The sequence below is a fragment of the Pseudomonas sp. GL-B-12 genome (assembly GCF_019955895.1).
In the GTDB taxonomy this organism is placed as follows: domain Bacteria; phylum Pseudomonadota; class Gammaproteobacteria; order Pseudomonadales; family Pseudomonadaceae; genus Aquipseudomonas.
The window spans coordinates 64,416-90,868 of record NZ_JAHBCX010000014.1; the positions used below are offsets into that span (position 1 = coordinate 64,416).

At 61.8% G+C, this 26,453-nt stretch carries 22 protein-coding genes; 12 read left to right on the forward strand and 10 right to left on the reverse strand.

All coding sequences use genetic code 11. The features are described from left to right. Window positions 1-140 precede the first annotated feature (140 nt). From hemL to KGA85_RS09505, 3 genes are read right to left on the reverse strand one after another with little or no spacing between them, the layout of a single operon-like run. On the reverse strand, window positions 141-1,424 hold the full coding sequence (gene hemL / locus KGA85_RS09495) for a glutamate-1-semialdehyde 2,1-aminomutase (protein WP_056728829.1): 1,284 nt from the start codon (window positions 1,422-1,424) through the stop codon (window positions 141-143). Window positions 1,425-1,452: 28 nt separating this feature from the next. After that, complete coding sequence (thiE, locus tag KGA85_RS09500; RefSeq protein ID WP_223453565.1) at window positions 1,453-2,076, reverse strand: thiamine phosphate synthase; 624 nt, start codon at window positions 2,074-2,076, stop codon at window positions 1,453-1,455. A gap of 31 nt (window positions 2,077-2,107) precedes the next feature. Next, window positions 2,108-2,905, reverse strand: a complete 798-nt coding sequence (locus KGA85_RS09505) for a hydroxymethylpyrimidine/phosphomethylpyrimidine kinase (protein WP_057713171.1) — start codon at window positions 2,903-2,905, stop codon at window positions 2,108-2,110. A 410-nt stretch (window positions 2,906-3,315) separates the two neighbouring features. Between KGA85_RS09505 and KGA85_RS09510 the strand changes: the two genes are divergently transcribed. The 4 genes from KGA85_RS09510 to KGA85_RS09525 all read left to right on the forward strand — a co-directional run bounded on the left by KGA85_RS09510 (window position 3,316) and on the right by KGA85_RS09525 (window position 9,795). After that, on the forward strand, window positions 3,316-5,679 hold the full coding sequence (locus KGA85_RS09510) for a hybrid sensor histidine kinase/response regulator (protein ID WP_223453563.1): 2,364 nt from the start codon (window positions 3,316-3,318) through the stop codon (window positions 5,677-5,679). 95 nt (window positions 5,680-5,774) lie between these two features. Then, entirely contained in the window at window positions 5,775-7,424 is a 1,650-nt protein-coding gene (locus tag KGA85_RS09515; protein ID WP_223532902.1) for an acyl-CoA dehydrogenase family protein, read from the forward strand. A 164-nt stretch (window positions 7,425-7,588) separates the two neighbouring features. Next, the gene (gene amn, locus KGA85_RS09520; protein WP_223453559.1) at window positions 7,589-9,088 is read left to right on the forward strand and encodes an AMP nucleosidase; all 1,500 of its coding nucleotides are present in this window, start codon (window positions 7,589-7,591) and stop codon (window positions 9,086-9,088) included. A gap of 71 nt (window positions 9,089-9,159) precedes the next feature. Further along, window positions 9,160-9,795 (forward strand): pseudouridine synthase, encoded by a 636-nt coding sequence (locus KGA85_RS09525; RefSeq protein WP_223453557.1) that lies wholly within the window; start codon window positions 9,160-9,162, stop codon window positions 9,793-9,795. Here KGA85_RS09525 and KGA85_RS09530 read toward each other — a convergent pair. Together KGA85_RS09530 and KGA85_RS09535 are read right to left on the reverse strand one after the other, a co-directional pair. After that, window positions 9,790-9,999, reverse strand: a complete 210-nt coding sequence (locus KGA85_RS09530) for a DUF2788 domain-containing protein (RefSeq protein WP_003228500.1) — start codon at window positions 9,997-9,999, stop codon at window positions 9,790-9,792. The genes KGA85_RS09525 and KGA85_RS09530 overlap by 6 nt on opposite strands. A gap of 243 nt (window positions 10,000-10,242) precedes the next feature. Then, window positions 10,243-10,722 (reverse strand): Lrp/AsnC family transcriptional regulator, encoded by a 480-nt coding sequence (locus KGA85_RS09535; RefSeq protein ID WP_007937367.1) that lies wholly within the window; start codon window positions 10,720-10,722, stop codon window positions 10,243-10,245. Between the two features lie 437 nt (window positions 10,723-11,159). Between KGA85_RS09535 and KGA85_RS09540 the strand changes: the two genes are divergently transcribed. Then, window positions 11,160-12,209: a DUF6515 family protein gene (locus KGA85_RS09540; protein WP_223453555.1), complete on the forward strand. Its 1,050-nt coding sequence runs from the start codon at window positions 11,160-11,162 to the stop codon at window positions 12,207-12,209. Here KGA85_RS09540 and KGA85_RS09545 read toward each other — a convergent pair. Both KGA85_RS09545 and KGA85_RS09550 read right to left on the reverse strand, forming a co-directional pair. After that, a complete protein-coding gene (locus KGA85_RS09545) occupies window positions 12,203-13,099 on the reverse strand; it encodes a cation diffusion facilitator family transporter (RefSeq protein ID WP_223453553.1) in 897 nt (298 codons plus the stop codon). The genes KGA85_RS09540 and KGA85_RS09545 overlap by 7 nt on opposite strands. A 41-nt stretch (window positions 13,100-13,140) precedes the next feature. Next, window positions 13,141-13,560, reverse strand: a complete 420-nt coding sequence (locus KGA85_RS09550) for a hypothetical protein (RefSeq protein ID WP_008022979.1) — start codon at window positions 13,558-13,560, stop codon at window positions 13,141-13,143. A 352-nt stretch (window positions 13,561-13,912) separates the two neighbouring features. On the opposite strand from KGA85_RS09550, the gene hrpB reads away from it, so the two are divergent. Further along, window positions 13,913-16,429, forward strand: a complete 2,517-nt coding sequence (gene hrpB, locus KGA85_RS09555) for an ATP-dependent helicase HrpB (protein WP_223532900.1) — start codon at window positions 13,913-13,915, stop codon at window positions 16,427-16,429. 56 nt (window positions 16,430-16,485) lie between these two features. Here the strand turns inward: hrpB and KGA85_RS09560 are convergent, their stop codons facing one another. Beyond that, complete coding sequence (locus KGA85_RS09560) at window positions 16,486-17,406, reverse strand: LysR family transcriptional regulator (protein ID WP_046041711.1); 921 nt, start codon at window positions 17,404-17,406, stop codon at window positions 16,486-16,488. A 226-nt stretch (window positions 17,407-17,632) separates the two neighbouring features. Between KGA85_RS09560 and KGA85_RS09565 the strand changes: the two genes are divergently transcribed. The 5 genes from KGA85_RS09565 (at window position 17,633) to KGA85_RS09585 (ending at window position 23,524) form a co-directional block, all read left to right on the forward strand. Beyond that, window positions 17,633-19,123 carry an aldehyde dehydrogenase gene (locus KGA85_RS09565; protein WP_223543078.1) on the forward strand — a complete coding sequence of 497 codons (1,491 nt, stop codon included), beginning with the start codon at window positions 17,633-17,635 and terminating at the stop codon, window positions 19,121-19,123. A gap of 21 nt (window positions 19,124-19,144) precedes the next feature. Continuing rightward, the gene (locus tag KGA85_RS09570; RefSeq protein WP_223543079.1) at window positions 19,145-20,515 is read left to right on the forward strand and encodes an aspartate aminotransferase family protein; all 1,371 of its coding nucleotides are present in this window, start codon (window positions 19,145-19,147) and stop codon (window positions 20,513-20,515) included. A gap of 389 nt (window positions 20,516-20,904) precedes the next feature. Next, a complete protein-coding gene (locus KGA85_RS09575) occupies window positions 20,905-21,891 on the forward strand; it encodes an ABC transporter substrate-binding protein (protein ID WP_046041714.1) in 987 nt (328 codons plus the stop codon). An 8-nt stretch (window positions 21,892-21,899) separates the two neighbouring features. Continuing rightward, a complete protein-coding gene (locus KGA85_RS09580; RefSeq protein WP_007990681.1) occupies window positions 21,900-22,703 on the forward strand; it encodes an ABC transporter permease in 804 nt (267 codons plus the stop codon). Further along, a complete protein-coding gene (locus KGA85_RS09585) occupies window positions 22,691-23,524 on the forward strand; it encodes an ABC transporter ATP-binding protein (RefSeq protein ID WP_046041715.1) in 834 nt (277 codons plus the stop codon). The genes KGA85_RS09580 and KGA85_RS09585 overlap by 13 nt, the downstream gene beginning before the upstream one ends. A 142-nt stretch (window positions 23,525-23,666) precedes the next feature. Here the strand turns inward: KGA85_RS09585 and KGA85_RS09590 are convergent, their stop codons facing one another. Together KGA85_RS09590 and KGA85_RS09595 are read right to left on the reverse strand one after the other, a co-directional pair. Then, a complete protein-coding gene (locus tag KGA85_RS09590; protein ID WP_223534513.1) occupies window positions 23,667-24,746 on the reverse strand; it encodes an endonuclease/exonuclease/phosphatase family protein in 1,080 nt (359 codons plus the stop codon). A 66-nt stretch (window positions 24,747-24,812) separates the two neighbouring features. Further along, window positions 24,813-25,487, reverse strand: a complete 675-nt coding sequence (locus tag KGA85_RS09595) for a YciC family protein (protein WP_223453540.1) — start codon at window positions 25,485-25,487, stop codon at window positions 24,813-24,815. A 178-nt stretch (window positions 25,488-25,665) separates the two neighbouring features. On the opposite strand from KGA85_RS09595, the gene KGA85_RS09600 reads away from it, so the two are divergent. Next, the gene (locus KGA85_RS09600) at window positions 25,666-26,448 is read left to right on the forward strand and encodes a DUF2076 domain-containing protein (RefSeq protein WP_223534506.1); all 783 of its coding nucleotides are present in this window, start codon (window positions 25,666-25,668) and stop codon (window positions 26,446-26,448) included. Window positions 26,449-26,453 lie beyond the last annotated feature (5 nt).

Genomic DNA, 26,453 nt, shown 5'->3' on the forward strand with positions numbered 1-26,453 from the left:
ACAAAGTCTTTACTCGTTTTTCTGCTGCGCGGGAAATTTATCGCCCACTTTGCGGGGGATTATTAGCAGATGAGTGGGAAAAATCGTGGGGTTGCAGGCGAAAGCTGACGCTGGCAAGGGCCAACGTCAGCATTTGAGCATTACTTCAAGGCAGCGAAGGCGCGCTCGGCGGCGTCCAGGGTCAGCTTCAGTTCAGCTTCGCCGTGGGCGATCGAAGTGAAACCAGCTTCGAATGCGCTCGGTGCCAGATACACGCCACCTTCGAGCATCAGGTGGAAGAAACGGCCGAACAGGGCTGCGTCGCTGGCCATCACGTCATCGAAAGTAACGATGTCGTCGGCACCGCTGAAGTACAGGCCGAACATGCCGCCGGCCTGGGTGGTCACGAACGGAATGCCGGCCGCATCGGCGCGCTGTTGCAGGCCGTCGAGCAGGCGAGTGGTGTAGTCGGTCAGCTCGGCGTGGAAGCCCGGACGGCTGATCAGACGCAGGGTGGTCAGGCCGGCGGCCATCGCCAGCGGGTTACCGGACAGCGTACCGGCCTGGTAGACCGGGCCCAGCGGGGCGATGCGCTGCATGATTTCGCGCTTGCCGCCGAAGCAGCCGACCGGCATGCCGCCACCGATGATCTTGCCGAAGGTGGTCAGGTCCGGCGTCACGCCGTAGTACGCCTGGGCACCGCCGAGGGCGACACGGAAGCCGGTCATCACTTCGTCGAAAATCAGCACCACGCCGTGCTTGTCGCACAGGGTCCGCAGACCTTCGAGGAAACCCGGTGCCGGCGGCACGCAGTTCATGTTGCCGGCCACTGGCTCGACGATGATGCAGGCCACGTCCTGGCCGACTTCGGCGAGCATGGTTTCTACCGCGTCGATGTCGTTGAACGGCAGGGTCAGAGTGTGTTTGGCGAATGCCGCCGGTACACCGGCCGAACTCGGTACGCCCTGGGTCAGTGCGCCGGAACCGGCCTTGACCAGCAGGCTGTCGGAGTGACCGTGGTAGCAGCCTTCGAACTTGATGATGCTGTCGCGGCCGGTGAAGCCACGGGCCAGGCGGATAGCGCTCATGGTCGCTTCGGTGCCGGAGCTGACCATGCGCACCATTTCCATCGACGGCACCAGCGAGCAGACCAGATCGGCCATCTGGGTTTCCATCTCTGTCGGGGCGCCGTAGGACAGGCCGTGCTCAAGCTGCTTGCGCACCGCGTCCAGTACGTCTGGATGGCTGTGGCCGAGGATCATCGGGCCCCAGGAACCGACGTAATCCACATAACGCTTGTCGTCCTCGTCGGTGACGTAGGCGCCTTCGGCGTGCTTGAAGAACAACGGCGTGCCGCCGACGCTCTTGAACGCGCGAACCGGCGAGTTCACGCCACCGGGAATGTGTTTCTGGGCATTGGCAAACAGCGTTTCGGAACGAGACATGATCGGGCTCTCAAATCAGATTTAAAGCTTAAATAGAAAACAATTCGTTGAAGGCGCGGGCGCGGCGGGTCACCTCAGCCGTGCTCTCGGCACCGAACAGGCCATGCACCACCGCCAGCAGATCGACGCCATGGGCCACCAGTGGGGCGGCGTTATCCAGGGTGATGCCGCCGATCGCACAGATCGGCAGGTGCAATTGCTTGCGTGCCTGGTCGAGCAGGTCGAGGCTGCAGGTCGGGGCGCCGGGCTTGGTGTTCGAATTGAAGAAGCGGCCGAAGGCGACGTAGCTGGCACCTTCCTTGGCGGCCTGTTCGGCCAGTTCGAGCTGCGCGTGGCAGGTCGAACCGATGATCGCCTGACGCCCGAGCAGTGCACGGGCCGGAGTCAGCGGGCCGTCGGTCTGGCCCAGGTGCACGCCCACGTTCAGGCGTGCCGCCAATTCGGCGTCGTCGTTGATGATCAACTGCGTCTTGTAACGTTCGCACAGCCCGCGCAAGGCTTCGGCCTCACGCAGGCGGCGGGCCTCGTCACTGCTCTTGTCGCGGTATTGCAGCAAGGTGACGCCGCCTTCCAGCGCCGCCTCCACGTACTTGAGCAACTTACCCTCCAGCAAATGGCTGTCGGTAATGGCGTACAGGCCACGTAGTTTCATCGGACAAGCCTCACCGCATTACAAATAGAAGTTACGAACAGAAATCCAGTGGCAAACGGCGCGGTACAAACTGGCCTTTGCCCAGCTGCTCGGCATCACGCAGGGTGCGCCATGTGTAGTTAAGCGCGGTCTGTACGGCACTGGCGAGATTTTCGCCCTGGGCCAGACGACCGGCCAGCGCACTGGCCAGGGTGCAGCCGGAACCGTGATAGCTGCCCGGCAAGCGCTGGCAGGTAAAGGTTTCGCGCAAGCCGTCGCGGCTGTACAGGCGATTGTGGATTTCGGTTTCGTCGCCATGGCCGCCGGTGATCAGCAGGTGTTTGACGAACGGCAAGAGTTTTTCAGCGCACTCGTCCGCGGTGCCTTCGGGCAGTTCGGCGAGGATGCGGGCTTCGGGAAGGTTGGGGGTCGCAATGATCGACAAGGGCAGCAGGCGTTCGCGCATGGCGTAGCCGACCTCGTCCTTGCCCAGGCGTCCGCCGCCGCCGGCGCGCAGCACCGGGTCGCAGACCACCGGCAAATGCGGGTGCGCCGAAAGCAGTTCGACCACGGTGTCGACCATTTCCAGGGAACCGAGCATGCCCAGTTTGACCGCCGCGACTTCGGAGTCGTTGAGCACGGCATTGGCCTGGGCCAGTACCCACTCACGGTCGAGGACGCGGAAGTCAGTGACATTGACAGTGTCTTGCACGGTCAGGGCGGTGACGGCCGGAGCCGCATGGCAACCCTGAGCGAGCAGGGCTTCGATATCTGCCTGCAAGCCGGCGCCACCACTTGGGTCGTGGCCGGAGAGACAGAGGACAACGGGGCGAGAGCTGTAGATATTCATGGTGCGCGAGCTTACCACCAAACAACGTTTTTCGGGTGTAGCGACAACCAGCCTGACTGTTGCATTGTGGCGAGGGAGCTTGTCGGATCGCCGCACCGTCCCGTTGGGTCGCGAAGCGGCCCCAACAAACTGTCAGGTTCATCAGTCGGCTGGATTTACGACTGCTTCGCACTCGAGCGGGAGCAAGCTCCCTCGCCACGGTGACTCATCAACCACAAAACGCCTTCTGGTAGTCGCTCTGAGACGCCCGTCCTAGAGCCTTTTTAGGAAAAATTTCAATGGTGTTTAATGGCTATCAACGGCTATGCTAGAGTGGATCCAAACCAATAACAGGTAATACCGGTTTTACGTCTGCTCAAAAGGAATGGGGGGCTTCCTGACAGAACCGGACAGGCCACGCTGGGGCTTCAATGCACTATTTGCTGATGTTGCTGTTGTGTTTGCCCCTCCTGGTAAACGCCGTCGAGTTCGATGAGTCCACTCAAAGCCTCCCCTTGGGCCGTACCCTGCAGGTCTATGAGGACGCAGGTGGTCAGGCGACCATCGCGGATATCCGTGCGCAAGCGGCGGCCGGCAACTTCAAACCGCACCACAAAGACACGCTCAACGCCGGGTACTCGCGTTCAGTGTTCTGGCTGAAAATCGACCTGCATTACCGTCCGGTCAATCCGGCGGCGCAACGGACCTGGCTGCTGGAATTGGCCTATCCGCCCCTCGATCATCTCGATCTCTATTTGCCCGATGCGGCCGGCAACTATCAGTTGGTCAGGCAGACCGGCGATGCATTGCCGTTCGCCAGCCGCGAGATTCGTCAGAACAGCTATTTGTTCGACCTGGCGTTCAAACCTGACCAGGCCGAAACCGTATTCTTGCGATTGCAAAGCGAAGGCTCGATCCAGGCGCCGGTGACCTTGTGGTCGAGCACCGCCTTCCTCGAAGAGCAGCCCTTGCGCCTTTACGTACTGGGATTGATCTACGGCGTGCTGTTGGGGATGCTGGTCTACAACCTGTTCATCTACCTCAGCGTGCGCGACACCAGTTACCTCTACTACATCTTCTATATCGCCTCGTTCGGCTTGTATCAGCTGTCGGTAAACGGTGCGGCCGTGCAGTATTTCTGGCCGGACAGTCCGTGGTGGGCTAATGCTGCGACGCCGTTTTTCATCGGCTGTGCGGGGCTGTTCGGCAGTCAGTTCGCCCGCAGTTTCTTGCAGATTTCTACCCACAGTCGCTGGCTCGACCGCTTGTTGCTGACGCTGGTTGCCTTTAGTGCGCTGGTGGTCGGCCTGTCATTGATGACCAGCTACGCCCTGGCCTTGCGCCTGGCCACGGCCCTGGCGCTGGCATTCACTGTGGTGATTTTTGCCGCCGGGATCTTTGCCTGGCTGCGGGGCCTGCGCGTGGCGCGGTATTTCATCATTGCCTGGTCGGCGTTTTTGCTCGGCGGCATCGTCAATACGCTGATGGTGCTGGGCTACCTGCCGAACGTGTTCCTGACCATGTATTCCAGCCAGATTGGCTCGGCCATCGAAGTGGCGTTGCTATCCCTGGCGCTGGCCGACCGCATCAACGATATGCGCGAGCAGCAGGCACAAACCCTGTTCGATGCCAGCCAGAAACTTGAAGTCCTCAACCAGCAACTGGCTCGCAGCAACAAGCTCAAGGACGAGTTCCTTGCCACCCTGACCCACGAACTGCGCACGCCCATGAACGGTGTGATCGGTTCGCTGGAACTGATGCAGACGGTCGAAATGGACCCGGAGCTCGAGCAGTATCAGCAGACAGCTTCGGGATCGGCACGGGACATGATGCGCATGGTCAACGGCATCCTGACCCTCACCGAATTGCAGGCCGGCAAGCTCAAGGCCTCGGCCGACACCTTCAGCTTGCGTGGCCTGGTCGAGGCACTGCGCACGCAGTTCGAGGGCAACGCATCGAGCAAGTCGCTGGACTTCAAGGTCGATGTCGCGCCAGGTGTGCCGGATCGTTTGCACGGCGACAACGTCAAGATCGCGCAGTGCCTGGAATGCCTGCTGGATAACGCCATCAAGTTCACCCGGATCGGTGGCCTGGCCTTGCGGGTGACCGGCAAGGCCATTGAGCCCGACCGGCTGGCGTTGACCTTTGCGGTGATCGACACGGGCATTGGTTTCACCGATTTGGGGGAGGCCACGATGTATCAACGGTTCTTCCAGCTCGATGGCTCGATGACCCGTGAATACGGTGGCCTGGGTGTTGGTCTGGCGATTTGCCGACAGTTGATCGAGTTGCTGGGTGGACGCCTGACGCATCGCACCGAGCCAGGACGCGGCAGCCGGTTTCAGCTGGATGTGGAAGTTGGGCTGGCGGTGGCCGAACGTCCGGTGACGCCGTTGATGACCGGGGATTTTCCGCGCCTGCGCTTGCCTCAGGATTGTGCTGTGCTGTTGGTGGATGACAACAGCATCAGCCAGTTGGTGATGCGCGGTATGTTACTCAAGCTGGGGTTCCGCGTGCGTACGGCCGATAGCGCCTACGTTGCGCTCGATCTCTTGCAGCGCGAAGTGTTTGACGCAGTGCTGGTCGATTGTCAGTTGCCGCTGCAGGGCGATGAGTCGGTGTGCTGCCAGATCCGCGCGTTGCCGGGTTATACCGAACTGCCGCTGTTCATGATCGCCCTGGGCGGTGACCGTGAGCGTTGCTCGATCGGCGCGGTGATTGATCACTTGAGCAAACCGGTGAAATTCGAAGACTTGCAGGCCGCGCTCTACCGCCGTGTGCTCTGCTCGCAATAGGGCGAAAGCGCCGACAGTTAGGCGTATATGACACTTTTTTCATCCGGGGGGCGGTGCTTAACTGAAGTCCCTTGGCCGACCAAAGGAGCCCTGTCATGAACCTGCATCAGTTCGCCGAAACCCACGAAGTCACCAACCAGCCACCGTCACTGGACGGCGCCAACCTGTACCGCATCGACTTGCCGTTGCAGGAATGGTCGCGGCGGTTCGGGGCCGGTTGGGCCGAATCGCGGATCGACGCCTACGGCGCGCTGGCCGGTGGCCCGTTGATGGAAGCCGGGTTCCTCGCCAATCAGAACAAGCCGGTGTTCAACAGCCATGACCGGTTCGGTCATCGCATCGACCTGGTGGAATTTCATCCGGCCTATCACCAATTGATGCGCACGGCGGTCGAGCACGGCTTGACCTCGTTGCCTTGGGCGCACCCGCAGGACGGCGCCCATGTCGCCCGCGCCAGCATGTCGTATCTGCACAGCCAGGCCGAAGCCGGCAGTGGCTGCCCGCTGACCATGACCTTCGCCAGCGTTCCGGCCATGCGCCTGCAACCGGACCTGGCGGAAAAGTGGCTGCCGAAAATCCTCGCCACCGAATACGACTCGCGCAATGTCGGCATGGCTCACAAGGCCGGAGTCACCATCGGCATGGCCATGACCGAAAAGCAGGGCGGCACCGACGTGCGGGCCAATACCACCAAGGCGTATCCGGTCGGTGCCAGCGGTCCGGGCCAGGCTTATGAACTGGTCGGGCACAAGTGGTTTTGCTCGGCGCCGATGTGCGACGCCTTCCTGACACTGGCGCAGACCGACAAGGGCCTGACCTGTTTCCTGCTGCCGCGCCATCGTCCGGACGACACGCGCAATCAGTTCTACATCCAGCGCTTGAAGAACAAGCTCGGCAATTGCTCCAACGCCTCCAGCGAAGTGGAGTTTCGTGGCGCACTGGCGTGGATGATCGGTGAAGAGGGCCGTGGCGTTCCGACGATCATCGAGATGGTCGCCATGACCCGTTTCGATTGCATGGTCGGTTCCAGTTCGCTGATGCGTCAGGCGCTGACCCAGGCCAGCCATCACTGTGCTCACCGTTCGGTTGGCGGCAAACTGCTCAGCGAACAGCCGTTGATGCAGAACGTGCTGGCGGATCTGGCGCTGGAAAGCGAAGCAGCCCTTGCCTTGAGCCTGCGCATGGGGCGGGCGCTGGATCATCTGGACGATTCGCAGGAAGCCAAATTCGCCCGGTTGGTGACGGCGGTGGGCAAGTACTGGATCTGCAAGCGGGCGCCGGCCATGATCAACGAAGCGGCCGAATGCATGGGCGGCGCGGGTTATGTCGAAGAAAGCATCCTGCCGCGGCTTTATCGCGAGGCGCCGGTGAATTCGACGTGGGAAGGTTCCGGCAACGTGCAGTGCCTCGACGTGCTGCGTGCCCTGTCGAAAGAGCCGGGTGTGCTCGATGCGCTGTTCAGCGAGTTGGGCGATGGCCATGGCGACAAGCGCCTGGCGGCGCACATCAGCCAGTTGCAGGCGGCCTTCAAGGACACCAGCGACATTCAGTACCGTGCCCGGCAGTTGACCGAGGACATCGCGCTGGGCCTGCAGGCCAAGCTGTTGCTGGAAGCCGGGAATGCGCTGGTCAGTGATGCCTTCATCGCCAGCCGTCTGGAGGGTGGCGGCCGAGTGTACGGCGCATTGCCTCGCGGCCTGGACGTGGAAGCCATTGTCGCCCGCTCGACCCCGCAAGCACTGTAAAGAACCTGTAGGAGCGAGCCTGCTCGCGATGACGGAGTAACATTCAACATTTGTGTTGGCTGATACACCGCTATCGCGAGCAGGCTCGCACAGTTGTTCTGTGTATACCGCAATGATGTATTGCCAACACACTACTGTTCCCGTGAAGCGACGATGCAGGCAAGATGAAGGTCTGCAAGTCAGAACACAGGATGCTGATCGTGACCGAAGCTTTTATTGTCGTTCAAACCGCCGAGCAAGCCGTGGATCGGCTTGCACTCTTGCACAATCGTGCAACCACCGCGCTGAGCCAGGCGCTCAAGCGCTACCTCAAGAATCGCGTCGAACCCGATGCCGAACAGCGCTCGATGTTCCGCTATCCCGAATTGCGCCTGACCTACCTCTGTCAGGGCGAAGTCCCGCAGACCACTCGTGCCTACGCCAAGGTCCAGCTGCCGGGCACCTACAGCGTCACCGTCACCCATCCGTCGGCGTTCCGTAAATACCTGCTGGAACAGCTCGTTCCGTTGATGCACGACTTCACCGTGACCGTGGAAGTCGGTGTCAGCCAGCAGAACATTCCGTATCCGTATGTGGTCGAGCAGGGCGATGAGCTGGCGGGTTCCGGCGTCACCGCCGCCGTGCTGGCGCGGGTGTTCCCGAGTACCGACCTGTCGGCGGCGACCGACGGCATTGCCGACGGTTTGTACGATTGGGAAAACACTGATCCGCTGCCCCTGGCCCTGTTCGATGCCGCACGGGTGGATTTCTCCCTGCGCCGACTGGTGCATTACACCGGCAGCGACTGGCGGCATGTGCAGCCTTGGATTCTGCTGACCAACTATCACCGCTACGTCGACCAGTTCATCGTCCATGGTCTGGAACAATTGCGTAGCGATCCGCGTTTTGTGCGCATGGTCCTGCCGGGCAACGTGATCATCGAAAAGAGCATGGATCACGGTGAAGCCTCGGCGATTGCCGCCGGGGTGGTCTGGCACCGCTACCAGATGCCGGCCTATCACCTGATCGCCAGTGATGGCCACGGCGTGACCCTGGTCAACATCGGTGTCGGCCCGTCCAACGCCAAGAACATCACCGACCACCTCGCCGTGCTGCGCCCGCATTGCTGGCTGATGATCGGTCACTGCGGCGGCCTGCGTCAGTCGCAGACCATTGGCGACTACGTGCTGGCCCACGCCTACATGCGTCGCGACGGGATTCTCGACCGGGTGGTGCCGCCGAACATTCCGATTCCGGCGTTGGCCGAAGTGCAGCTTGCGCTTCAGCAAGCTGCGGCCAACGTCACCGGCGAGAAAGGTGACGAACTGAAGAAACGCCTGCGTACCGGCACCGTGCTGACCTACGACGACCGTAACTGGGAGCTGCGCTGGGCGCAGGAGCGGCCGCTGATCAACCTGTCCCGCGCCGTGGCGGTGGACATGGAAAGCGGCACCATCGCCGCCCAGGGTTATCGCTTGCGGGTGCCGTACGGCACGTTGCTGTGCGTATCGGACAAGCCATTGCACAGCGAAATCAAGTTGCCGGGCTCGGCCAACGCCTTCTATGAGCGCGCGGTCAGCCAGCACTTGAAGATCGGTATCGAGGCGGTGGATCTGTTGCGCACCGAACTCAACTCGCTGCACTCGCGCAAACTGCGCAGCTTCGACGAGCCGCCGTTCCGCTAACGGTTGTCATGGTCATTTGGCGGTCAGGGCACTAGCATTAGCAGCCCTGATCGCTAGATGCTCACGTCGCCATGTCCCGTCCTCAACGCCCCGTTTCCCGCCGCCCTGGCGCGAAACCCTCTCCTGCAGCCCCGCGTCGTGTCGCCAAGGCGCCGCCGGCCGAGCCGAAACTGATCCTGTTCAACAAACCCTTCGATGTGCTGACGCAATTCAGCGACGGGGAAGGGCGGGCAACGCTCAAGGATTACATCGATGTACCGGGAATCTATCCGGCCGGTCGGCTGGACCGCGACAGCGAAGGCTTGTTGCTGCTGACCAACGACGGCCAGCTTCAGGCGCGGATAGCCGACCCGAAACACAAGCTGGCCAAGACCTATTGGGTGCAGGTCGAGGGCGAGCCGGACGCCGAGCAATTGCAGCGCTTGCGTGATGGAGTCGAATTGAATGACGGCATGACCTTGCCCGCCGAGGCGCGGCAACTGGACGAGCCTGAGCTGTGGCCACGCAATCCGCCGGTGCGCTTTCGTAAAAGCGTGCCGACCAGTTGGCTGGAGTTGGTGATTCGCGAAGGGCGCAACCGGCAGGTGCGGCGCATGACCGCGGCGGTCGGGTTGCCGACATTGCGCCTGGTGCGAGTCAGAATCGGTGACTGGACGATCGAAGGGCTCGATCAGGGACAGTGGAAAGAAGTGCCGGCGCGCTTATAAGGCGCCGGATTCGATCAGGCCGATCACCACGCTCTTGATGATGAACGCCGCCACGCCCAGGCCCAGCACGAAGAACAGAATGAACGAGCCAAAGCGCCCGGCCTTGGACTTCTTCGCCAGATCCCAGACGATGAAACCCATGAAAATGATCAGGATGCTGACCAGTCCGGTCATCATCCATTCTTCGAAAACGGCAGGATCCATCGAACATCTCCAGCGCGGGCGTGGCTAAAAGGGCGCGGGGAGTATACGCCTCACTGGCTTCGCGCTGTATTGACCTGCGTCGGTGTGTCGCACCTGTGGCGAGGGGGCTTGCCCCCGTTGGGGTGCGCAGCAGCCCTAAAATCTGCAAGCAGGTTACACCTGACACGCCGCATTTGCTGAGTTTGCGACTGCTGCGCAGCCGAACGGGGCGGTGCGGCGTCCCGACGAGCCCCCTCGCCACAATCAGCTACGCAGATGAGTCAAAGGCAGTTCGGTGCTATTCAACACCTGATTCAGCACAAAACTCGAACGCACACTGGTCACGCCTTCAATCCGCGTCAGATGCCCCAGCAGCAGTTTCTGGTAGTGATCCATGTCCGGCACCACGACCTTGAGTTGATAGTCGGCATCCATCCCGGTCACCAGGCTGCATTCGAGCACTTGGGGCAGGGTACGGATGGCAGCTTCGAAATTCTCGAAACGCTCCGGCGTGTGACGGTCCATGCCGATCAGCACGTAAGCGGTCAGGCTCAGGCCGAGCATCTTGCGGTCGAGCAGGGCAACCTGGCGGGAAATGTAGCCGTCGTCTTCCAATTGCTTGACCCGCCGCGAGCACGGTGAAGGGGACAGGCCGATGCGCTCGGCCAGCTCCTGGTTGGAGATGCGTGCGTCGCGCTGCAATTCCGCCAGAATACTCAGGTCATAACGGTCGAGCTTGCTCATCAAACGGTCCTTTGTCGTAACTATTGCGTAGGATTATGTATCAGGGGTTAAAAATTGCGCAAGTGATGTTTAATTAAGCAATATTAGCAATCCTCTGCCGGGGCTCCCAGCCTATTCTTATCACCAGAATCACTGCTCGGACAAACAGTCCAGTGCGGCTCGCCGAATCAGGCCCGCCGCGGTCGCCACCCCCACCGGGGATGTGCCGGCCCCCGAGCTACACACTGTCCAGAAGACGGCGTGAGGTGAGCCGACGCCACAAGTGTCGAGCCAGGACGAAGTTCTCTAAGGGGAGGCCGACGGGTCTCCCCTTTTTCTTGTGCGGAATTTGCCCCCCGCCCCTCAATAAATAAGTTGCGTGACTGATAACCTGTTGCAGAACCGGCCACTGCTTTCCCAGTCTTATGTACAGGCCCTAACCCGCAATGAGGAAAAGCATGAAGTCGCGCATCTGGCGTTTGGCCGGCGTTGGTTTGCTGTGTGTCAGTGTCACCGCGCAAACGATGGCCGATGAGCCGCAAAACCGTGGCCATGATGACTGGGACCACGGCCAGGGTGGGCATCAGGGCGATAACCAGGGCCATGGTGGCAGCAACCAGCCACACCCGCAAAACGGCCAGCAACAGAATCAGCCCCGTGCGCAGAACAACGACAACCGCCAGAACGAGCACAACGGCCAGAATCAGCATCAGAACAATGGCCAGTGGCAGAACCGTCCTGCGCCGGATTTCAACAGCCGGGTTCGCTCGCCGCCACCTCCGCCGCAGTTGCCGGCCACTGACATGCCAATCCAACCCCGGCCCGACACCGTGCGCCAGACTCAGCAGCCGCAGCGCGGTTACTACCAGGGCCAGCCGCGTCGCAACGATTACAACCAGCGCTGGAATGGCTACACAGTCGCACCGTCCTATGACAATCACATGCAGGGGCGCCCGAGTGGATACGGTAACAGCTGGGGGCCAGGCCCCAGGTATCGCCCCGGCCAAGTGATCGACCGCTTCCCCGAACGCAACTTCCGCGTGCCTTACCGTGGCATGGATTACTACTATTCCGGCGGTTACTGGTATCGCCCGCTCGGTCCGCGCTATGAAGTGGTGGAGCCACCGCGCGGAATTCGCGTCAGATACCTGCCTGATTACGCACAGCAAGTGTGGATCGGCGGGGCGCTGCTGTTTCTGGCGGCCGGTTCGTATTACGCCTATCAGGAAAGCACTCAGGACTACGTTGTGGTCGAGCCGCCGGTTGGTCAACCGCAGTCGCAACCACCAGCCGCCAGCAATGGTTATGACGTGGAGGCGTATCCGGCCAACGATCAGTCGCCGGAGCAGGTCAGTCGGGATGGTTACGAGTGTTATCAATACGCGGTGCAGCAGAGTGGTTTCGATCCACGAACCGCCACCTACCAGCCAGACCCGTCGGTGGTGCAAGCCTACCGACAGGCCCAGGGCAACTGCCTGAGCAGTCGCGGTTATCAGGTGACTTACTGACCCCGGGCGGCTTTCACCACTTCCCGCGGGTCGGCGTGCACCAGCACTTCGGCGCGCGGGTAGGCGCTGTGAATGGCGGCGGCAGCCTGATCGCTGATGCCGTGGGCGACTGACAGTGTCAGTTCCCCCGGCAACTCCAGATGCAACTGCACAAACCACTGGTTGCCGGAGATCCGCGTACGCAAGTCATGGGCACCCAACACGCCGGGTACGCTGCACGCCAGCTCCAGCATGTGCTGGCTGACCTCCGGTGGCAGTTCTTCATCCATCAACACTGCAAAACTCTCTCGGGCGATCTGCACCGCGCTCCAAAAGATATAAGCGGCGATGCCCAGACCAAACCAGGCGTCGACCTGATCCCAGCCAAATCCGGCCAGTATCAGCGCCAGCAGAATGCTGCCGTTGAGCAACATGTCCGAACGGTAATGCAGCGAGTCGGCACGCACGGCGTTGGAGCCCGTGGCCTTGATCACCCGATGTTGCAGCATCAGCAAGGCCAGGGTCAGGACGAGCGAGAACACAATCACACCGATGCTGATCCACGGCGCGCCGACCGGTTCGGGATGTTTCAGCCGATCAAAGGCCTGCAACGCAATCAGCACCGCACTGCCGCCAATGAACAACGCCTGGGCCATACCCGCCAACGACTCGGCCTTGCCGTGTCCGTAGCGATGATCATTGTCGGCGGGGCGCAGGGCGTAATGCACCGCCAGCAGGTTGAGCAGTGACGTGACACCGTCGAGTGTCGAGTCGGTGAGCCCGGCGAGCATGCTCACCGAGCCGCTCAGCCACCAGGCGATGGCTTTGGCGACGATCAGGATGCACGCCACCGCCACCGAGGCACGGGTCGCCAGCCGCAGCAGGCGGGCGTGTTCGGAGCTGGAGGTCATAGAGGCCATCGTTCCTTGGAGAGTCCTTTCGCGTGTAGGGATTACGCGGCTGGTTGCAGGCCGAACATCGCCAGTTGCTGGGCGCTGCCTTTGCTCTGGATCAGGCGTGGATCGTCCAGCGGGAAGCTGCGGCCCAGCTCGCTTTCCAGAATAGTCTGCAACTTGCGGTTATCGACCTTGCCGTCGGGACCGATGGCGTCCTTGAGTTTTTGCGGGTCGACTTGGGCGGTCTTGCCCGGCTCGAAGTAAATCGCGCCAGTGGCGAAGTCCACAGCAAACGCGATCAGGCCGGGGATGATGTAGAACAGCAGGCCCACGGCGTCGAGCGCGGCGATGGCCGGGTCGATCTTGCCTTCGATCTGGCCACGTCGATCCGGGTAGAAAATCGACCCGCAGGCGGTCACTTGAGTCAGCAAGGTTGCGACCAGAACACCGCCAATCAGGCGAAAGGGAGCACGCATATGAAATCTCCTGAGTAGAACGCCAATAACGTTACTGGTTAGAGCCCAGACTACGCCAAACAGTTCGCCGTTATACTCGGCCCGGCAGGGCGTGCCCACAGTAAATTGCGGCCGCGTCTCACCCCTACAGAAAAAGTTGAGGATGGACGTTGTTTTTTTCAGTTCAACAACGCGTAACGGCTGACAGATGTAATCGGGGTTCGGCCCTCCGGGCTGAAGCTGTGGACGCGCCATGCTGCGTTGCGGAACTTGGTAAGGAAACGACCCTTACCTGCGTCCCGCGCCTTGCCTGGCACGCCCACAGCTTCAACGCGACTCGCAATTTACTGTGGGCACGCCCTGGGGAGCCAGCATGATTTCTTTGCCGATCGATGAAGTTTTACCCGCCCTGCGTGAAGCCCTCGCTACACGCCACGAAGCCGTGCTCGAAGCGCCGCCCGGCGCCGGTAAAACCACCCGCGTGCCTTTGGCCTTGCTCAACGAACCGTGGCTGGCCGGGCAGACCATCCTGATGCTCGAACCCCGCCGGTTGGCCGCGCGTGCAGCGGCGGAACGCCTGGCCAGCGAGCTGGGGGAGAAGGTCGGCGAAACCGTGGGTTATCGCATTCGGCTCGACAGCAAGGTGGGCCCCAACACCCGCATCGAAGTGGTCACCGAAGGCATCCTCACCCGGCGTTTGCAGGACGACCCGGCGCTCGAGGGCGTTGGCCTGTTGATCTTCGATGAATTTCACGAACGCAGCCTCGACGCTGATCTGGCGCTGGCCCTGAGCCTCAATGGTCGGGAACTGTTCCGTGACGATCAGCCGCTGAAAATCCTCTTGATGTCCGCCACGCTCGAAGGCGAACGCTTGGCCGGGTTGCTTGACGATGCGCCGATCCTGCGCAGCGAAGGGCGCATGTACCCGGTGGCGATGCGCTGGGGCCGACCGTTCCAGTCCGGTGAATTCATCGAGCCGCGTCTGGTGCAGACCATCCTTGAAGCCTTGAACGACGAGACCGGCAGCGTGCTGGTGTTCCTGCCGGGGCAGGCTGAAATCCGCCGCGTGCATCAGCAACTGGCCGATGCATTGGGCGAAAACACTCAGGTTCTGTTGTGTCCGTTGCACGGTGAACTGGACCTCGCCGCGCAACGGGCGGCGATCGATCCGGCACCGGCGGGCAAACGCAAAGTGGTGCTGGCCACCAACATCGCCGAAACCAGTTTGACCATCAACGGCGTGCGCGTGGTGATCGATGCCGGGTTGGCGCGGGTGCCGCGTTTCGACCCCGGCAGCGGCATGACCCGTCTCGACACCCAACGCATTTCCAAGGCCAGCGCCACCCAGCGCGCGGGCCGGGCCGGGCGCCTGGAACCGGGCGTGTGTTATCGCTTGTGGTCGCAGGATCAGCACGAGCAACTGGCGGCCTACGGCAGTGCGGAAATTCTTTCGGCGGACCTCGCCGGGCTGGCCTTGCAACTGGGGCGTTGGGGCGTGACGCCCGGGCAACTGGTGTGGCTCGACGTGCCGCCGGCCGCCGCTTATGCACAGGCTCAGGACCTGCTCGAACGCCTGGGGGCGCTGGAGGGGGACGCATTGACCCGCCACGGTCAGGCCATGGCCGAACTGCCGGCGCATCCGCGTATCGCGCATTTGCTGTTGCGCGGTCAGGCGCTGGGACTGGCAGATATGGCCTGCGATGTCGCGGCACTGCTCGGCGAGCGCGATATCTTGCGCGGTGCCGGGGCGGACTTGCACAGCCGACTGGTACTGCTGTCTGGCGAAGAACGCGCCACACGCGGTGCCCAGGGGGGCGTGCAGCGCGCACGGCAACTGGCGCGGCAGTATCGTGGTTACCTGCGGGGTAAAGCCTCGGAGCCGGTCAGCGATCCGGATCATCCGCGCTGGCTCGGTGCATTACTGGCGCTGGCCTATCCCGACCGGGTCGCCCAACAACGGCGCGCCGGTGGTGCGGAGTATCGCTTGGCCAACGGACGTGCCGCACTGTTCGCCGAGGCCGACAGCCTGATGAAGCAAGCGTGGCTGGTGATCGCCGATCTGGGCAGTCGCCAGGGCCAGCGTGAGGAGCGGATTTATCTGGCGACGGACTTCGATCCGGCGCTCTTCGATTCCGTGCTGGCCGAGCAGGTGCGCTGCGTCGATCAACTGGATTGGGATGAACGCGAGGGCGTGCTGCGGGCCGAGCGTCAGCGCAAGGTTGGCGAACTGATCCTCAGCCGCGAGCCACTGACGGGCCTCGACGAAACCGCCCGCAGCCAGGCACTGGTGAACTTGGTGCGGCGCAAAGGCCTGGAGCTGTTGCCGTGGACCCCGGAGCTGCGTCAGTGGCAGGCGCGGGTCGACTTGTTGCGGCAACTGGACCTCGCCGGCAAGGGCGAGAGTGAGTGGCCGGATGTCAGCGACACGGCATTGCTCAAGAGTCTGGAGCACTGGCTGATGCCGTATCTGGGCAAGGTTTCGCGGCTCAGTCACTTTGCCAACCTGGACCTGTCGAGCATTGTCCATAACCTGTTGCCATGGCCGCTGCCGCAGCGGCTGGACGAGCTGGCGCCGCATCATTTTAGCGTACCGTCGGGCTCTTCGATTCGTCTGGACTACAGCGAACAGCCGCCGATTCTGGCGGTGCGTTTGCAGGAGTTGTTCGGCCTGGCCGAGACCCCGCGCATCGCCGGGGGCCGGCAGGTGGTCAAGCTGCATCTGTTGTCCCCGGCGCGGCGGCCGGTGCAGGTGACTCAGGACCTGGCCAACTTCTGGCGCAGCACCTATGCCGAGGTGAAGAAGGATTTGAAGGGGCGTTATCCGAAGCATTACTGGCCGGATGATCCGCTGGTGGCGGAGGCGACTGCGCGGATCAAGCCCCGTAAATAATCGCCAAGGCAACACCCCAACCTGTGGCGAGGGAGCTTGCTCCCTCGCCACAGGGGTTACTGTGGATTTTCGGATTTGGCGGTCAGTTGTTCGCGGCAATAGTCCGCAAACAACTGCGCCGGTTTGGTCAGTTGCCCGCGCTTGAGCCATGCCGCCACCAGGCCGGATCCGGTGACGTCTTCGGCGATGTCCACGCACACCACTTTCTGCCCGTCGTAGGTGCACTCCGAGTGCGGCTTGGTCACCAGTATCGAAAACCCGAACCCCTGGCCAACCATGCCGCGCACCATCTCGATCGATGGCGAGCTGAAGGCGATGCGTGGGGTCAGGCCCAGCTCTTCGAACAGGCTGACGAAGTAGGTCCGGCTCGGCTGCACGTCCAGAAGAATCATTGGCTCCAGGCACAGATCCCGCAGCGACACCTGCGCCTGCTGGGCAAAGCGGTGATCCGCCGGCAGCAGCGCGTAAGGTCGTTGCGCCGGCATCAGCGGTTCGGTCTCGATGGTGCCGTCCAGATCGTGCTCGTAAAGGATCGCCAGATCGAAGGCGCCGGAGGTCAGGCCCTGCACCAACTCTTGTTGCTCGCCGTCGCGGATGCGGATTTCCACCCCCGGGTACAACGCCGAAAACCCGGCGATCAATTGCGGCAGATACAGCGGCGCGACGGTTTCGAAACAGCCGATATCGATCTGCCCGGACACCACGTCGTTGTCGGCCAGGGCGTTCTGCTCGAACTCCTTGGCCATGCGCAGCAGTTCCTGGGCCTTGCGGTAGAAACGTGCACCGCTGGGGGTCAATGACACGCCCTGTGCATGGTGACGAATCAGTAGTTGCACGCCGAAGCTGTCTTCCAGCCCTTTGATGGCCGTGGAGATCGAAGGCTGGGCGATGTACAGCTTGCGCGAGGCCTCGGCGACGCTGCCACACTCGACGGTGGTGATGAAGTATTTCAGTTGACGCAGATTGTAGGCAGCCACAGCAAACCTCGGGGGAGAACGGATCAGGCATCCTGGCAATTTGCGCGCCACCCCTATCCGCTCGGGCAGCGATTTGTTGTGTTTGAACAATAACCACATGCTGCGCCAGAAGGGAGATTGGCTACGTAGTTTTTTCTTGGCCTGCGAACACATTTTTACTGGTTTTCCACCGCTCGGGCCTGAGCGACTATCCAATACACAAGAATGTCCTCTGGAGCATCTGAACGTGTTCGAGCTTGAGTATTGGCAACGCAAGGCCGCTTCCCTGCGGTTTCCCGACCAGGCCGTGATCGACGGCCAGCGCCGCGCGGCGCAATCGGGGCAGACTTTCGCCGCGATAAACCCTGCCACCGGGCAATGCCTGGCCAACATTGCCGCCTGCGGTGAAGAAGACGTGAACGCGGCGGTGCACAATGCGCGGCAGGTCTTCGAGGCTGGCACCTGGGCTGCGCGCTCGCCGACCGAACGCAAGCAAGTGCTGTTGCGCCTGGCCGACTTGATCCTCGAAAACCGTGAAGAGCTGGCGCTGCTCGATTCGCTGAACATGGGCAAGCCCGTCGCCGATGCCTACAACATCGACGTACCGGGTGCCGCGGGAGTGTTCCGCTGGTACGCCGAAAGCCTCGACAAACTCTACGATCAGGTCGCGCCGAGTGCGCAGAACGTGCTGGCAACCATTACTCGTGAAGCCTTGGGCGTGGTGGCTGCCGTGGTGCCGTGGAATTTCCCCCTGGACATGGCGGCGTGGAAACTCGCCCCGGCCCTGGCCGCCGGTAACTCGGTAATCCTCAAACCGGCCGAGCAGTCGCCGTTTTCTGCCCTGCGACTGGCTGAGCTGGCGCTGGAGGCGGGGATTCCGGCAGGCGTACTCAACGTACTGCCGGGCCTCGGCGAACAGACCGGCAAGGCACTGGGCCTGCACCCGGACGTCGATTGCCTGGTGTTCACCGGCTCCACCGAAGTCGGCAAATATTTCATGCAGTACTCGGCCCAGTCGAACCTCAAGCAAGTGTGGCTGGAGTGCGGCGGCAAGAGCGCGAACCTGGTGTTCGCCGATTGTCAGGACCTGGATCTGGCCGCCGAGAAAGCCGCGTTCGGCATCTTCTTCAATCAGGGCGAAGTCTGCTCGGCCAACTCGCGGCTGCTGGTGCAACGCTCGATTCATGACGAGTTCGTCGAACGCCTCAAGGCCCAGGCCGAGCGCTGGTTGCCGGGGGATCCGCTGGACCCGTCGAGCGCCGCCGGGGCCATCGTCGACAGCCGTCAGACCGCGCGCATCATGAAATTCATCCAGCAGGCCGAGCAGCAAGGCGCGACCAAGGTTTGTGGCGGTCGGCAGTCGATCTTCAACGGCTCGGACAACTTCATCCAGCCGACGATTTTCACCGGCGTGACCCCGGACATGCCGCTGTTTCGCGATGAAGTGTTCGGCCCGGTTCTCGCCGTCACGGTGTTCGACGACGAGGCCCACGCCTTGCAGTTGGCCAACGACAGCGTCTACGGTCTGGCGGCTTCGCTGTGGACCGACGACCTCAACCGCGCCCACCGTGTGGCGCGACAATTGCGGGCCGGTACGGTGTCGGTCAACAGCGTCGATGCGCTGGACGTGACCGTTCCTTTTGGCGGCGGCAAACAGTCGGGTTTCGGCCGCGACCTGTCCCTGCATTCATTCGATAAATACACCCAGTTGAAGACCACCTGGTTTCAATTGCGCTGATAACAAAACGGAGAACTGGCGATGACCACACCACGTGATACCCGCGACTACCAGGCCGCCGACGCTGCGCACCACATCCATGCGTTCGTCGATCAGAAAGCCCTCAACGACGAAGGGCCACGGGTGATGGTCCGTGGCGAGCGCCTGCACCTGTGGGACAACGATGGCCGGCGTTACCTCGACGGCATGTCCGGGTTGTGGTGCACCAACCTCGGTTACGGGCGCAAGGACCTGGCCGCCGCGGCGAGCCAGCAACTGGAACAGCTGCCGTACTACAACATGTTTTTCCACACCACCCACCCGCAGGTGATCGAGCTGTCCGAGCTGCTGTTCAGCCTGCTGCCGGCTCACTACAGCCACGCGATCTACACCAACTCCGGTTCCGAAGCCAACGAGGTGTTGATCCGCACGGTGCGTCGCTACTGGCAGGTGCTCGGCAAGCCCGAGAAGAAAATCATGATCGGCCGCTGGAACGGTTACCACGGTTCGACCCTGGCCGCGACGGCGCTGGGCGGCATGAAGTTCATGCACGAAATGGGCGGCATGATTCCGGACATCGAACACATCGACGAGCCGTACTTCTTCGCCCACGAGGGCAACCTGACGCCGGCCGAATTCGGCCTGCACGCGGCGCAGCAACTGGAAGCGAAGATCCTCGAGCTGGGTGCAGACAAGGTCGCGGGCTTTATCGCCGAACCGTTCCAGGGCGCCGGCGGAATGATCTTCCCGCCCGAAAGCTACTGGCCGGAAATCCAGCGCATCTGCCGCAAGTACGATGTGCTGCTGTGCGCCGATGAAGTGATCGGCGGCTTCGGTCGTACCGGCGAATGGTTTGCCCACGAGTACTTCGGTTTCGAGCCGGACACCCTGTCCATCGCCAAGGGCCTGACCTCGGGCTACATCCCCATGGGCGGCTTGATCCTGTCGAAGAAAATGGCCTCGGTGCTGGTGGAGCAGGGCGGCGTGTTTGCCCACGGCCTGACCTATTCCGGGCACCCGGTGGCGGCGGCGGTGGCGATTGCCAACCTCAAGGCCCTGCGTGACGAAGGCGTGGTGACGCGGGTCAAGGACGACATCGGTCCGTACCTGCAACAGTGCCTGCGCGAAGTGTTCGGCAAGCACCCGCTGGTGGGTGACATCCAGGGCACCGGCATGGTCGCGGCGCTGCAACTGGCCGAAGACAAATCCACTCGCAAGCGTTTCGCCAAGGAGAACGACATCGCCTGGCGCTGCCGGACGATTGGTTTCGAGGAAGGGGTGATCATTCGCTCGACCTTGGGCCGGATGATCATGGCGCCGGCGTTGATTGCCAGTCGTGAAGAGATTGATGAGCTGATCAGCAAGACCCTGAAAGCGCTGGATCGCACGGCTCAGGAATACGGCCGGCTCTGATCATGTAGCGCTCTCTCGGGCCTCTTCGTCGGAACGCCGCCCGGAGCAAGCCCGCTCCCACATTGGATTTGTGTCTGACACGGATCCCCTGTGGGAGCGGGCTTGCTCGCGAATGCGATGGCCCATTCAACACATTGTCAACGCCTTGCACCCTCCTCGGGCATCCCCGCCCACAGCGCCCTTTCACAGTGCGCGCTAACGAGTTTTTTCATCGTTCGCATCCACATATTTCCTCATTTTCCTAATCCCGCCCTTGGGCCAACATCGGTCTCGCCAGCCCGCCGAATGCTGCCCGCCGAAGGGTCCCTGAGAGACCACAGGTTGCAGCCGATTCAGGGCTCGCCGTACTGCCCATGACAAAACTAAATCAACAGCTTTGGGAGTGCTCCATGATCAAGTCCTTGCTTACCCGCGTTGCCCATCCACTGGCGGTCACCGCCATCGCCGCGACGGTCGCAACCAGCGCCCAGGCCGGCACCCTGTCCATCGGTCATACCACCTGGGTCGGCTACGGCACCCTGTACCTGGCCCAGGACCTTGGCTACTTCAAGGAAAACGGTTTGACCGTCGAGTTGCCGGTGGTCGAAGAAGCGGCGATGTACATGGCCGCACAAGCTTCCGGCGAGTTGTCCGGCTCGGCGTCGACCATCGACGAGGTGCTCAAGTACCGTCCGCAATTCTGCTTCAAGGCCGTGGCCGCGCTGGACGACAGCCATGGCGGCGACGGCGTGCTGGTAGGCAAGGACGTCAAGAGCCTGCAAGAGCTCAAAGGCCAGGCCGTGGCGGTGAACGAAGGTTCGACCTCGCAGTTCTGGTTGTCTTATCTGCTGAAAAAGAACGGCATGAAAATGAGCGACATCACCGTGCAGAACATGACGGCCGACGACGCCGCCACCGCGTTCATCGCCGGTCGCGTACCGGCTGCCGTGACCTGGGAACCGCACCTGTCGATGGTTCGCGACAAGAAGCAAGGCAAGGTGCTGGTCGACAGCAGCAGCACACCGGGGGTGATCGTCGATGTGGTCGCACTGAACTGCACCGTCATCGAAAAACAGCCGGAAGACGTCAAGGCCCTGGTGGCCGGTTTGTACAAAGCCGTGCAGTACACCAAGGATCATCCGCAGGAAGCCTACAAAATCATGGCCAAGGGTGTCGGCGGTTACCTGGCCGATCCAAAGGAACTGGAAGCGGCCGCCCAAGGCGTACGTTTCTACGATCAGGCCATGAGCGAAAAACTCTTGGGCGCGCCGGGTAAACCGGGTGACAGCGCACCGCTGATCAAACTGGCCAACGAGACCGCCAGTGAGCTGCAAGGCAAACCGTACAACGTCAGCAATGACGACCTGATCGACAACCGCTTCGTCACCCCGCTCTAGGAGGCTGCATGTTCAAGCGCAATTCATGGCTGAGCCGTTGCATCACGCCCAAGACCGGTTTGCCGGTCTCGGTGATCTGGAGCGCGAGCGGCCTGGCCTGGGTGTTGTTGGTCGGCCTGTGGGCCGGCTTGTCCTACGGTGGCGTGGTGCCGGGCATGTTCCTGCCGACGCCGGGCGCGGTGGTCGAGGCCGCCGTGCGCCTGGGGCGCGACGGCACCCTCGGTCAGCATGTGTGGGCCAGCGTCGAAGTGGTGATGGTCGGTTTCATCGTGTCGTCCCTGGTGGCGGTGCCGTTGGGGCTGTTGATGGGCAGCTTCCGCATCGTCCAGGCCTTTCTTGAGCCGCTGGTGAATTTCATTCGCTACCTGCCGGTGACTTCCTTCGTGCCGCTGTTCATCCTGTGGATCGGCATCGGTCTGGAGCAGCGGGTGTCGGTGATCATCTTCGGCGTGTTCTTCCAGCAACTGGTGATGATCGCGGACGTGTCCAAAGGCATCTCCAAGGACTTGATCAACGCCTCCTACACCCTCGGTTCGAACCGTCGTGATGCGGTGCTGCACGTGATCGCTCCGGCTTCCCTGCCAGGTGTGCTCGATACCCTGCGCGTGACCATGGGCTGGGCCTGGACTTACCTGGTGGTGGCTGAACTGGTCGCCGCGTCCAGTGGCCTGGGTTACCTGAGCCTCAAGGCCATGCGTGGCTTCCAGGTGGATGTGATTTTCCTCGCCATCGCGATCATCGGCCTGCTGGGCCTGGTCACCGATCAACTGTTCCGTTTCCTACGTCTGAGGATCACCGCATGGGCTCAGTAACCGCCGCCACTCATCGTTTTACCGCCCCTCATGCTGCCCCGGTGAACGCGCCTCGGCTGAAGGTGGACAAGGTCAGCCTGAGTTACAAGAAACCCGATGGCGGTACTTTTACCGCGTTGGAGGAAGTGTCGTTCGAGGTGCCGGACCAGCAATTCGCCGTACTGGTGGGGCCTTCGGGTTGCGGCAAGTCGAGCCTGCTGTACCTCACCGCCGGCCTGGCCGAACCGACCTCGGGCGAGATTTACGTCGGCGGCCAACAGGTGGAAGGCCCCGGTGCAGATCGCGGCATGGTGTTCCAGAGCTACACACTGTTCCCGTGGCTGACGGTGCGGCAGAACGTCGAATTCGGCCTCAAGCGGCGCGGCATGCCGGCGGCGCAACGCAAGGACATCGTCGATTACTACGTCAACGAAGTGGGCCTGAGCGGCTTTGCCGACAACTACGCCAAGCAGTTGTCTGGCGGGATGATGCAACGCGTTGCCATCGCTCGGGCACTGGCCAATGACCCGCAGATCCTGCTGATGGACGAACCCTTCGGCGCCCTCGACAGCCAGACGCGCCTGCAAATGCAGCAGTTGTTGCTGCGGGTGTGGGGCAACAGCAAGAAGACTGTGTTGTTCGTGACCCACGACATCGACGAAGCGATTCTGCTGGGTGACCGGGTCTACGTCATGGGCGCTAGACCTGGCAGGATCAAACAGATTCTGGATGTGCCGATCGAGCGCCCACGCAACCTGGACATGGTCATGGAGCGCTCGTTCATCGAGATGAAGCGCGAGATCTTCGGGCTGCTGCATGATGATCTGGAGGAGGTGCATTAAGGCTGATTGAGGCCATGCACCATCCCTGTGGGAGCGGGCTTGCCCGCGATAGCGATTTATCATTCAACAATGATGTCGACTGACACTACGTCATCGCGGGCAAGCCCGCTCCCACAGGTATTGCGTTTACCTGGAGCCGGCGCTAAGGCGCAGCCGACAACAGGAACCGGGCAATCACCGGCAGGTGATCGGAGATACGCAACGTATCGTCCTGCCGCACCATCGCCTCCACCCGTTTGATCCGCGGGCTGTAGAACAGGTAGTCGACAGTCCGGTCCGGGCCGTTCAGCCCGGGATCGTTTGGGTAATGGGTCAGCCAGCGTTCGCGGTCGATACCACTGGCTTCGTTGTTGCTCGGGATCATCGGGTACTTGTCCCACAGCAGGTGCAACGGGCTGTCGGCGGAGTAGGGCGCGCGTTGTGCGTCGGACAGGCGTCGATACTGGCCCAGCGGCAACAGGTTGAAATCCCCACCGATTAGCCACGGCGTGCCACGGCTTTCGAATTTATCGAGGGTCCTGGCCACGGAGTTCACCTGGTTTTGCAAGGTGTTGTCGGCTTGGTTGGCGCGGTCCAGATGAGTATTGAGCACCGCTATTTGCCCGCCATCACTCAACGGCAAGTAGCTCACCAGCAAGGCATCTCTGGGTTTGAATTGGCGGCTGAGCGGATTGCCCGAGGTGATGGGCAGTTGCAGGCGTTCGGCATGTTCGATCTGGTAACGGCTCAGGGTCGCCAGTTGCCGGCCGACACTGCCGAAAATGTGCGGGTTCGGCACGAAGTCGGCCTTCCAGTCGAACGCGCTGGTGCCACACGGATACAAGTCGGCGAGCCGCTCCTGCAGCAGTTTGAGCTGGTTCTGGTAAGCGCTGGCCTTGGCACCGTTGTCGAGTTCCTGCAACAGCACGATGTCCGGTTGTTCGTCGCGAATCACCCGCGCCACTTCGTCGAGGCTGAAGGCCATGTCTTCCGCTGTGGGGCGTTCGTCGGTACCGGCGGCCAGGTCATTCCAGAATACGTAACGCTTGCCGGCCAGGTACTGGACGTTCCAGGTCATCACCTTCAACGCCTGCCCGGGGACCAGGGCGGGGGCCTGGGCACTGCAACTGACGGGCAACACTTCTTTGGCATCGGGGCGCCAGGTCAGGCTGTAGGTCATCGCGGCGATCAGGCCGATCACGATCAGCAAGCCCAGCAGGGTGTAGCGCAGTAGGCGGGTCATGGCTCGGCTTATTAGCGTTACAGGATTGTTCCCGAGCATACCCGAGAGCGATGGTCGCGCCCAAGGTCAGAGCGCGCTGTCATTTCGCTCAGGCAGCGGGTTGATCAGCATGAACAGTCGGAACAGCACCACGCTGGTAAACAGCTGCAGGAAACTGTGGGCGCTGTCGATCAGCACTGAAACCACCGGGTTCTGAGGTTCCGGGTACACCGCCAGGGTGGCCCCCTTGAGCAGCCACAGTGGCCCCATCACACACAGAATGCACAGCAGGATGCGCAGGAAGTGACCTTTAGTCATGCGCAGGCTTTCCTTCATGGCCGCCAGCGGCGCGAGGCCGCGCAACACCAGCAGGTATTCGCCAAACGCCAGGGTCACCATCAGGTAGATACCCGGCAGGAAATACAGCGACAGGCCCAGCAGAATCAACACGGTATTGAGCGCCGTCAGCAGGGCGAAGCGCGGCCACAGGTAGGCGGACCTAGACAGCAGCTCGCGGTTGCTCGGCGACTCGCCGCGGCTGCGGGCGTCGAGAAACAGAATCAGCGCGGCGGTGTACAGCGGGTATACCAGCAAGCCGACAATCACGCTGATGCCGGGGAAACTGTCCGGCTCCGTGGAGTGGTCGACCACTTGTTGCAGCAGTGCCTCAAGCATCACCAGTGGCAGGCACAGCTGCACGATCTGGCCCAGATTGCGCTTGAAGAAATACAGGGAGTCACGCAGCACATCTAACGGATTCATCAGTCGGTATCGCAGGTTGGAGGCAGTGACTCACTTTAACCGATCAAGCGCTCGCAGACGCAAACGTAAACGTTCGGTAAAGGACATTGAAACATCTTGTTTCAGCCTCCATTAAGGTTGAGCACCTTATCCTCATCGGATAAAGGCAACGATTTTCCCGGCAATCTACGAGGTCGCCATGAACAGCGAAGAACAAACCCTGATCGATGGACTGTTTTCCCGGCTGCAACAGGCCGAAACGGACTCAGCCCCGCGCGACGCCCAGGCCGAGGCGCGGATCAAGGAACACCTGACGCGCCAGCCCGCGGCAGGTTATTTCATGACCCAGGCGATTCTGGTGCAAGAGGCAGCAATCAAGAGCCTCGATGAACAGAACCGGCAACTGACCCAGCAAGTCCAGCAATTGCAGGCCGAACTGCAACAGGCCAAGGCCCAGGCGACCCCGGCTCCTGCGCCGAGTAGTGGTGGCTTTTTGTCGAGCATCTTTGGCGGCAGCTCTCGTGAGCCACAGACCGCGCCAACCCAGAGCGCACCGCCATCGAGCGGTGGCTGGCGTGAGCCGGGACGCTCGTCGTTCGGTTCGCAACCGCCACAGCAGAACTTCGGCGCCCCGCAGCAGAACTTTCCACAGCAGGGCTATGCACCCCAGCAACAGGCTCCGGCAGCGGCCGGCAGCAGTTTCCTCGGCGGTGCGCTGAAAACCGCCGCCGGCGTGGCGGGTGGCGTGATGCTGGCACAAGGCATCAGCAGCCTGTTCCATCACAATCAGCAACCGGAAGTCGTCGAAGTCATCAAGGAAGAGCCGGCCCAGGTCAACGACCAGGGCAACAATGGCTGGGGCGATGACCAGCGCATGGCTGGTAACGATTCATATAGCAACGATCAGGGCGGGTTCAGCGACGCCGACTACAGCGATGACAACTCATCGTTCTTCGGCGGCGACGACGATTCCTTCGTCTGACACGT

What these genes read in the sequence shown, in the direction of transcription:
- hemL (WP_056728829.1), bottom strand. Translation starts at nt 1,424, where the DNA reads ATGTCTCGTTCCGAAACGCTGTTTGCCAATGCCCAGAAACACATTCCC.
- thiE (WP_223453565.1), bottom strand. Translation starts at nt 2,076, where the DNA reads ATGAAACTACGTGGCCTGTACGCCATTACCGACAGCCATTTGCTGGAG.
- KGA85_RS09505 (WP_057713171.1), bottom strand. Translation starts at nt 2,905, where the DNA reads ATGAATATCTACAGCTCTCGCCCCGTTGTCCTCTGTCTCTCCGGCCAC.
- KGA85_RS09510 (WP_223453563.1), top strand. Translation starts at nt 3,316, where the DNA reads ATGCACTATTTGCTGATGTTGCTGTTGTGTTTGCCCCTCCTGGTAAAC.
- KGA85_RS09515 (WP_223532902.1), top strand. Translation starts at nt 5,775, where the DNA reads ATGAACCTGCATCAGTTCGCCGAAACCCACGAAGTCACCAACCAGCCA.
- amn (WP_223453559.1), top strand. Translation starts at nt 7,589, where the DNA reads ATGAAGGTCTGCAAGTCAGAACACAGGATGCTGATCGTGACCGAAGCT.
- KGA85_RS09525 (WP_223453557.1), top strand. Translation starts at nt 9,160, where the DNA reads ATGTCCCGTCCTCAACGCCCCGTTTCCCGCCGCCCTGGCGCGAAACCC.
- KGA85_RS09530 (WP_003228500.1), bottom strand. Translation starts at nt 9,999, where the DNA reads ATGGATCCTGCCGTTTTCGAAGAATGGATGATGACCGGACTGGTCAGC.
- KGA85_RS09535 (WP_007937367.1), bottom strand. Translation starts at nt 10,722, where the DNA reads ATGAGCAAGCTCGACCGTTATGACCTGAGTATTCTGGCGGAATTGCAG.
- KGA85_RS09540 (WP_223453555.1), top strand. Translation starts at nt 11,160, where the DNA reads ATGAAGTCGCGCATCTGGCGTTTGGCCGGCGTTGGTTTGCTGTGTGTC.
- KGA85_RS09545 (WP_223453553.1), bottom strand. Translation starts at nt 13,099, where the DNA reads ATGACCTCCAGCTCCGAACACGCCCGCCTGCTGCGGCTGGCGACCCGT.
- KGA85_RS09550 (WP_008022979.1), bottom strand. Translation starts at nt 13,560, where the DNA reads ATGCGTGCTCCCTTTCGCCTGATTGGCGGTGTTCTGGTCGCAACCTTG.
- hrpB (WP_223532900.1), top strand. Translation starts at nt 13,913, where the DNA reads ATGATTTCTTTGCCGATCGATGAAGTTTTACCCGCCCTGCGTGAAGCC.
- KGA85_RS09570 (WP_223543079.1), top strand. Translation starts at nt 19,145, where the DNA reads ATGACCACACCACGTGATACCCGCGACTACCAGGCCGCCGACGCTGCG.
- KGA85_RS09575 (WP_046041714.1), top strand. Translation starts at nt 20,905, where the DNA reads ATGATCAAGTCCTTGCTTACCCGCGTTGCCCATCCACTGGCGGTCACC.
- KGA85_RS09580 (WP_007990681.1), top strand. Translation starts at nt 21,900, where the DNA reads ATGTTCAAGCGCAATTCATGGCTGAGCCGTTGCATCACGCCCAAGACC.
- KGA85_RS09585 (WP_046041715.1), top strand. Translation starts at nt 22,691, where the DNA reads ATGGGCTCAGTAACCGCCGCCACTCATCGTTTTACCGCCCCTCATGCT.
- KGA85_RS09590 (WP_223534513.1), bottom strand. Translation starts at nt 24,746, where the DNA reads ATGACCCGCCTACTGCGCTACACCCTGCTGGGCTTGCTGATCGTGATC.
- KGA85_RS09595 (WP_223453540.1), bottom strand. Translation starts at nt 25,487, where the DNA reads ATGAATCCGTTAGATGTGCTGCGTGACTCCCTGTATTTCTTCAAGCGC.
- KGA85_RS09600 (WP_223534506.1), top strand. Translation starts at nt 25,666, where the DNA reads ATGAACAGCGAAGAACAAACCCTGATCGATGGACTGTTTTCCCGGCTG.